The 7,822-nt window shown below is 63.5% G+C and carries 7 protein-coding genes and 1 pseudogene; 6 read left to right on the forward strand and 2 right to left on the reverse strand.

Annotated elements, in window-relative coordinates:
* The 6 genes and pseudogenes from VNM24_12400 to VNM24_12425 all read left to right on the forward strand — a co-directional run bounded on the left by VNM24_12400 (position 1) and on the right by VNM24_12425 (position 6,509).
* Positions 1-572: pseudogene (locus VNM24_12400) on the forward strand (transposase).
* A 186-nt stretch (positions 573-758) separates the two neighbouring features.
* The gene (locus tag VNM24_12405; GenBank protein ID HWQ39385.1) at positions 759-1,415 is read left to right on the forward strand and encodes a DNA methyltransferase; all 657 of its coding nucleotides are present in this window, start codon (positions 759-761) and stop codon (positions 1,413-1,415) included.
* Positions 1,412-3,007 (forward strand): Eco57I restriction-modification methylase domain-containing protein, encoded by a 1,596-nt coding sequence (locus tag VNM24_12410; GenBank protein ID HWQ39386.1) that lies wholly within the window; start codon positions 1,412-1,414, stop codon positions 3,005-3,007. Before VNM24_12405 ends, VNM24_12410 begins: the two co-directional genes overlap by 4 nt.
* A 248-nt stretch (positions 3,008-3,255) precedes the next feature.
* The gene (locus tag VNM24_12415; GenBank protein ID HWQ39387.1) at positions 3,256-3,504 is read left to right on the forward strand and encodes a plasmid stabilization protein; all 249 of its coding nucleotides are present in this window, start codon (positions 3,256-3,258) and stop codon (positions 3,502-3,504) included.
* Positions 3,501-3,932 carry a type II toxin-antitoxin system VapC family toxin gene (locus VNM24_12420; GenBank protein ID HWQ39388.1) on the forward strand — a complete coding sequence of 144 codons (432 nt, stop codon included), beginning with the start codon at positions 3,501-3,503 and terminating at the stop codon, positions 3,930-3,932. The genes VNM24_12415 and VNM24_12420 overlap by 4 nt, the downstream gene beginning before the upstream one ends.
* A 12-nt stretch (positions 3,933-3,944) precedes the next feature.
* On the forward strand, positions 3,945-6,509 hold the full coding sequence (locus tag VNM24_12425) for a restriction endonuclease (GenBank protein HWQ39389.1): 2,565 nt from the start codon (positions 3,945-3,947) through the stop codon (positions 6,507-6,509).
* A 56-nt stretch (positions 6,510-6,565) separates the two neighbouring features.
* Here VNM24_12425 and VNM24_12430 read toward each other — a convergent pair whose 3' ends face one another.
* Positions 6,566-7,072, reverse strand: coding sequence for an Hsp20/alpha crystallin family protein (locus tag VNM24_12430; protein ID HWQ39390.1), 507 nt, complete (start codon positions 7,070-7,072; stop codon positions 6,566-6,568).
* Positions 7,073-7,092: 20 nt separating this feature from the next.
* A partial coding sequence (locus VNM24_12435; GenBank protein HWQ39391.1) for a PDZ domain-containing protein occupies positions 7,093-7,822 on the reverse strand: 730 nt, incomplete at its 5' end.

The raw sequence follows: 7,822 nt of genomic DNA on the forward strand, positions 1-7,822 counted from the left end.
TGGCACCGGGATGGTGGACTTTCGGGGCGAGAAGAGATCGAACGCCACGCACGAATCGAGCACCGACCCTGAAGCCCGGCTCATGCGAAAGGGCAACGGCCAGCCGGCGAAGCTTTCCTTCGGGGCGCAGGCGCTCATGGAGAACCGCAGCGGGCTTTTGGTGGATATCGCGATTACCGATGCGACGCTGCCCGAGCCGAAGGCCGCCGCCCCGATGCTCGATCGCAGGCGACGGGCCCGCCAAGGGATGACGACGCTCGGAGCCGACAAGGGGTACTTCAACAAGGGCTTCGTGGCACTGCTCAGAGGCCGCGGCATTGCGCCGCACATCGCAAGGATCGAGAGTCGGACCGCTCCGGGGCTCGATGGACGGACGAGGCGCCATGCGGGCTACGCGATCAGCCAGAGAAAGCGAAAGAGGATCGAGGAGATCTTCGGCTGGATGAAGACGGTGGGCGGGCTCAGGAAGAGCCGCTTCATCGGCATCGCCAAGACCCAGCTCGCCGCCTACATTGGTGGGCGCCGCCTACAACCTGCTGCGCATGGCGCGGTTGCAGCCGAACACGGGATAGGTGCGCCCGGAATGAACGAATCGACTGGAAATCAACCATGAATGAGCACCAAAAGCTCGAGACGGCAGCTGCTTCCACGGCGCAGCGATCGAGGAACGCAGAAAATAGCTGCCTCAACACCCATTCTTCAACGGCCTGTTAGCCCACAGTGACCGAGAGGACGCATCGCCCGAAGTGGATCGGTCCATGAACTACGTCAAGTCCAAACAACGCGTCGCCGACCACGGGGAGGTCTTCACCCCGACGTGGTTGGTCGAAGCGATGCTCGATCTCGTCAAGGGCGAGACTGAGCGCATTGATTCGCGCTTTCTGGAGCCGGCGTGCGGGAGCGGCAACTTCCTCGTGCAGATTCTCCGGCGCAAGCTCGCCGCCGTTGAACTTAAGTACGGCAAGTCCGACTTTGAAAAGCGGCACTACGCGCTGTTCGCGCTGATGTGCGCCTACGGCATCGAGCTTCTGCCGGACAACATCGCCGAGTGCCGGGCCAACATGCTGGAAATCCTCGCCGACTACCTGAAGATCGACGAGTCGGACGACCTCTACCGGGCCGCTTCTTACGTGCTGTCGCAGAATCTCGTGCATGGCGACGCGCTCAAGATGCGTACCCATGATGACCAGCCTATCACCTTTGCCGAGTGGGGCTACCTCGGCAAGGCCAAGTTCCAACGCCGCGATTTTCGTCTGGATGTGCTCACGGGTTCGTCGGCGTTCAGCGCGCAACGCTCGCTCTTTGCCCACCTCGGCAAACACGAGATATTCCTGCCGACCAAGACCTGGCCGCCGATGACAGTGCGTGAGCTGGCCGGCGCGGACCTCGCCATGGCGCCGAAGGAAGCGGTATGAACGGCCAGGCCACCTTCACCCTGCGCGGGCGCAACCCGGACGTGCTCACCTGCATTGCCAACCTCTCGAACGACGAGGTGTTCACCCCGCCCGAGTTCGCCAACCGCATGCTGGATACGCTCACCGAGGCGTGGGCGGCCAGCCACAATGGCGCGAACGTCTGGGCGGACAAGACGGTGCGCTTCCTCGATCCCTGCACCAAGTCCGGCGTGTTCCTGCGCGAGATCACCCGGCGGCTGGTGGAGGGGCTCAAAGCCGAAATCCCGGACCTGCAGGCGCGCGTCAACCACATTCTGACGCGGCAGGTGTTCGGCATCGGCATCACGCGGCTCACGGCGATGCTGGCGCGGCGCAGCGTGTATTGCAGCAAGCACGCGCTGGGGCCGCATTCGATCGCCAAGGGGTTCACGAGCGATGCGGGGAACATCTGGTTCGAGCGCATGGAGCATGCGTGGGACGGTGAGAAATGCCGATACTGTGGTGCCAATCGGCGCGACTACGATCGTGGCGAAGGGCTTGAAACACACGCCTATGCGTTCATTCACACCCACGACATCAAGGCTCGCATGGCCGAGTTGTTTGGAGGCGACATGCAATTCGATGTGATCATTGGCAACCCGCCGTATCAGCTCGGTCAGAGCGGCGGTGATGCAGTAGGTGGTTTCGCGATGCCGATCTATCAGAAGTTCGTTCAGGCCGCGAAGAGTCTTGACCCGCGATACTTGGTGATGGTGACGCCTTCACGCTGGTTCGCGGGCGGGCGTGGTTTAGACGAATACCGAAGCGAGATGCTTGCGGACAAGCGAATGCGGGTGCTCGTGGATTTCCCGGATGCCGCGGAGGCATTTCCAGGCACCCAGATCAAAGGTGGTGTGAGCTACTTCCTTTGGGATAACTCATGGAACGGTCCCTGCGAGGTTACGACGATTCACGGTGGCAAACCGACCTCGCCACCAATGAAACGGTATTTGGGCGCCTATGACGTTCTCGTCCGGCGCAACGAAGCAGTGCCTATTCTGGAGAAGGTGCTCAAGATCAACAAAAAGGACGGCTATGGCAGCTTGGCCAGCAAGGTCTCACCCATTCAGCCTTTCAGCATCCGCACCAATTTTCGGGGCGCAGAGGAAAAGACGGGGATGAAAAACCCGGTTCTGCTCATCGGCAACAACAGCGAGACTTATATCGAACGGGCTGACGTTCCGCGCAACGACGAATGGATTGATGAGTGGAAGGTGTTGCTGGGTGCCGCCTATGGCGCTGGCGATAGCTTTCCACACCAAATCTACAACCATCCAGTGATCGCTGGACCGGGCACGGCATGTACGGAAACCTACCTCGTTATCGACCGTTTCAAGAAGGAAATCCATGCTAAGCGGTTCGCTGCCTACTTGCGTACGCGGTTCGTCCGCTTCCTTGTGTCGTTACGGAAATACACCCAGCATCTATACAACGAGCGCTTCCAGTTCGTGCCTGATCTTCCTATGGATCGTGACTGGACCGACGAGGCGCTCTATAAGAAGTACGGCATCACGAAGGACGAGATCGCATTCATCGAAAGCATGATCCGACCGATGGGCGAGGATGACGAGTAAAACCATCGAGGAAATCCTCGCCCCCAAGCCGTAGGCCCGCCCGCGCATCTACGCCTATTCGATCGCCGACGCGGCGCACGCGGGGCTGCTCAAGATCGGTCAGACCACGCGAGAGGTGAAGAGCCGCGTCGCCGAGCAGCTCAGGACCGCCGCCAGGACAAGGGCAGGGTGCGCTCCGCGAGCAGTTTGACAGCAATGCAATCACTGGATACAATGATTGCAATGCGATCATTCGAAGGAGCTTGTGCATGGCCAGTCTGACCATTCGCAATCTCGATGAGTTCACCAAGCAGAGGCTGCGCCTTCGAGCGGCGAAGCACGGCCTGTCGATGGAGGAAGAAGCCAGACGCCTCCTGAAGGAGGCATTGGGTTCGACCGTCCCCGCGAAGCTGGGGCAGCGCCTGCTTGGCCGATTCGCGGAGTCGGCCAGTGAAGAGTTCAAGCTTCCGGGCCGCCGGGCGCCGCGCAAGCCGCCACGGTGGGACAAACCGGCATGATCCTGCTCGACACCAACGTGCTCTCCGAGTTCATGCGCCCGCGGCCATCGGCCAGGGTCGTGGCCTGGCTGGATGAACAGCCGGCCGAAAAGGTTTTCACCAGTGCCGTCAGCCGCGCCGAGATCGAACTGGGGCTCGCCCTGATGCCCAGGAGCAGACGGCAGGAGGCCCTGCGCGAGGCGGCTCGGTCAATGTTCGAGGAGGATTTCGCCGGGCGATGCCTGCCGTTCGATGAGGGAGCAGCTCGCCACTATGCGCGCATCGTTTCCGCCCGTCTCAAGGCAGGCCGACCCATCAGTGTGGAGGATGCCCAGATCGCGGCGATTGCACTGGAGCACAAGATGCGTCTGGCCACGCGCAACACCGCCGACTTCGAGCACATCGCCGGCCTTGACGTCGTCAACCCTTGGACCGCCGAGACGTCCTGACCCGGTGGTGCCATGACCCGCCCCATCGAAGACATCCTCGCGCCCAGGCCCGCGGCCCGGCCGCGCATCTACGCCTACTCCATCGCCGACGCGGCGCACGCGGGGCTGCTCAAGATCGGTCAGACCACGCGAGAGGTGAAGAGCCGCGTCGCCGAGCAGCTCAGGACTGCCGCGATAAACAACTACCGCATCGAGCTGGACGAACCAGCGGAGCGCGGGGACGGCACGGTGCTCACCGACCATGAGGTGCGCGCGGCGCTGGAAAGGAAGAAGTTCGAGATCGTCACCGGCGAATGGGTGCGCTGCACGGTGGCGGACGTGCAGACGGTATTGGCCGAGTTGCGCACCGGCCGGCCGCTTTCCGGCACGCACCACCAGACCTTCCCGATGCGCGCCGAGCAGCGCGCGGCGGTGGACAAAGCCCACGCCTACTTCCACTCCATCTGGAAGGAGGACATGCACGCCGTGCCGCGCTTCCTGTGGAACGCCAAGATGCGCTTCGGCAAGACCTTCGCCACTTACCAGCTGGCGAAGAAGCTGGGCGCCAAGCGCGTGCTGATCGTCACCTTCAAGCCCGCGGTGGAGGATGCCTGGCAGTCTGACCTCGAATCGCACGTGGATTTCGCGGGCTGGCAGTATCTTTCGCGCAGTTCGGGCCGCGACCCGACGAAAGTTTCCGCCAGGAAGCCGCTGGTCTATTTCGGCTCGTTTCAGGATTTGCTTGGCCGCGATGATGCGGGAAACATCAAGCCCAAGAACGAGTGGCTGCACAAGGTGAATTGGGACCTCGTGGTGTTCGACGAATACCACTTCGGTGCCTGGCGCGAGACCGCGCAGGAACTGTTCGAGGGCGAGGAGGAGGCGGTGGCCCGCAAAGAAGCCAGGCTCGAATACACCGCCGGGCTGGCGGACGTGAACGAAGACCTCGCCGTGCTCTCGGAAAAAGAGGCCGAGTTCCTGCCCATCACCACCAAGGCCTACCTTTACCTTTCCGGCACGCCGTTCCGGGCGCTGGCGACGGGCGAGTTCATCGAGGAACAGATTTTCAACTGGACCTACACCGACGAGCAGCGCGCCAAGGAGGAATTCGCCCGCAAGCATCCAGACACCCCCAACCCTTACGCGGCGCTGCCGCAATTGCGCCTGCTCACCTACCAGATGCCGGACGAGCTGCTGGCGATTGCGAGCGGCGGCGAGTTCGACGAGTTCGATCTCAACGAGTTCTTCGCCGCGACCGGCACGGGCAGGGCCGCGCAGTTCAAGCACAAGAGCGATGTGCAGAAGTGGCTGGACATCATCCGCGGCCAGTACGCGCCCAAGTCCCGTGAGCACCTGAAAACCGGCACGCGGCCGCCGTTTCCCTATTCCGACGTGCGCCTGCTGCCCTATCTGCAGCATTCGTTCTGGTTCCTGCCCAACGTGGCGGCCTGCCATGCGATGGCCAACCTGCTGGCGGAAAGGCACAACACCTTCTGGCACGACTACAGGGTGGTTGTGGCGGCGGGGGCGCAGGCGGGCATCGGGCTGGATGCGCTGCCGCCGGTGCGCCGCGCCATCGGCAGCGGCTTCGACACCAAGACGATTACGCTCTCCTGCGGCAAGCTCACCACCGGAGTGACGGTGCCGCAGTGGTCGTCCATCCTGATGCTGCGCAATCTCACGTCGCCCGAGACCTACTTTCAGGCGGCGTTCCGCGTGCAGTCGCCGTGGTCCATCAGGAACCCCAACGGCGACGACCCGAACGCGGAGGAGATTCTGAAGCCCGTATGTTTCGTGTTCGACTTCGCGCCCACGCGCGCGTTGCGCCAGTTCTCCGAGTATGCCATCGGCCTGTCGCCGCACGAGCCCAACCCGGAGAACGCGGTGAAAGACCTGGTGTCCTTCCTGCCGGTGCTGGCCTATGACGGCGCGAACATGACGCAGATCGACGCCGGCGGCATCCTCGACATCGCCATGGCGGGCACCTCGGCCACACTGCTCGCACGCAAGTGGGAAAGCGCGCTCTTGGTGAACGTGGACAACGACACCTTATGCCGCATCCTCGACAACCCCGAGGCGATGGCCGCAGTGGAACGCATCGAGGGCTGGCGCAGCCTCGGCGACAACATCATCGAGACCATCATCAACAAGAGCGAAAAAGTCAAGGAACTCAAGAACAAGGCCAAGGATCGCGATCTGACGGAGAAGCAGAAAAAGCAGCTCAGCGAGGAGGAGAAGGAGTACAAATCCAAGCGCAAGCTGGTGCAGGAAAAGCTCATCAAGTTCGCCACGCGCATCCCGGCGTTCATGTACCTCACCGACTTCCGCGAGAACACCTTGCAGGATGTCATCACCAAGCTGGAGCCGGATTTATTCCTGGCGGTTACCGGCCTCACGGTCCAGGACTTCCACCTGCTCGTGCGGCTCAAGGTGTTCAACACCGAGCAGATGAATCAGGCGGTGTTCGCCTTCCGGCGCTACGAAGACGCCTCGCTGCGCTATACGGGCATTGAGAGCCACAAGGGTCTGACCCACTACGGGCTGTACGACACGGTGGTCGCGAGAGAGGAGTCATCGCCGTACCAAACTGCGGGCTAACAACCGGTTGCAGCGGACGGCGTTCCGCCGCCGCTGAACCGGAGCGCTGACGCCGCTCAGCCGATCGCGATCCGCCTCGCCCTCGGCTCCTCGGCCTTGGGCAGCCGCACCGTCAGCACGCCGTTTTTGAACTGCGCCTCGGCGCGATCGGCGTGCACGGCGCAAGGCAGCGGGATCGCCCGTTCGAAGCTCCCGTAGGCGCACTGCCGGATGAAGTAGGATCCTGACACCGTGCTGCTGTCCACGCGCTTTTCGCCGCGCACGTAAAGGACGTTGCCCTCGACCACCGCTTCACAATCGGCCTTCTCGACGCCGGGCAGCTCCAGCCGCACGAGGATGTCGGCGCCGGCGTCCACCACGTCGCCGGCGAGCAGGCTCCAGCGCGGCGCGTCCGCGGGAATCAGCTCCCCGCGGGCGCCTTTCGGTTCGTCCTTGCGGGTGAACCGCGTGAGTGCGTTCGCCGAGCGCGCGAGCAGCTCGCGCCAGCCTTCGGTGAGGCTCTCCCAGCCGCGCGCGAGGTCGCGGCCGATCTCTCGTCCGAATTGCTGCAGGGTTTCAAGCATGTCCGTCTCCTTTGCAAGATTCAGCCCAGCTCGACGGGAATGAAAATGATCGCCTCGCCGCGGCGCACGCGCAGCGCGACGTGCGATTTGCCGGCGACGAGATTGCGAAGCTGCGCGACATCCTTCACCGCAACGCCGTTCACCGACAGGATGATGTCGCCTTCCTGCACGCCCGCTTCGGCCGCCGGGCCGGATACGCCCTCGACGACCAGGCCGGACACGCCGGCGGCGCGCTGCTCTTCCTTCGTGAGCGGGCGCACCGCAAGCCCGAGGCGACCGCCTTCGGGCGCAGCCCCCGCATCCGGCCTGCCGGCGCGCGCGGTCTCAAGGCGCCCGACGGTGACCGTTACCGTGCGCTTCGCGCCCTCGCGCCAGATCTCCAGCCGCGCGCTCTGGCCGGGCCTGATGTCGGCGATGAGCGGCGGCAGCGCGCTGGAAGTCTCCACCGGCTGGCCGTTCACGCTGAGGATCACGTCGCCGGGCTCGATGCCGGCTTTCGCCGCCGGACCGTCTTTTTCGACCGAACTCACGAGCGCGCCGCGCGGCGCGTCCAGCCCGAAGGATTTCGCGAGCGCCTGCGTCACTTCCTGGATGGCGACGCCGATCCGCCCGCGCTCGACGCGGCCGGTGGCGAGGAGCTGATCCTTCACCTTCATCGCGACGTCAATCGGGATCGCGAACGCAAGGCCCTGATAGCCGCCGGTGCGCGAGTAGATCTGCGAATTGATGCCGATCACCTCGCCCTTGAGG

It is taken from the genome of Burkholderiales bacterium (assembly GCA_035560005.1).
Lineage (GTDB): Bacteria > Pseudomonadota > Gammaproteobacteria > Burkholderiales > Eutrophovitaceae > DASRFY01.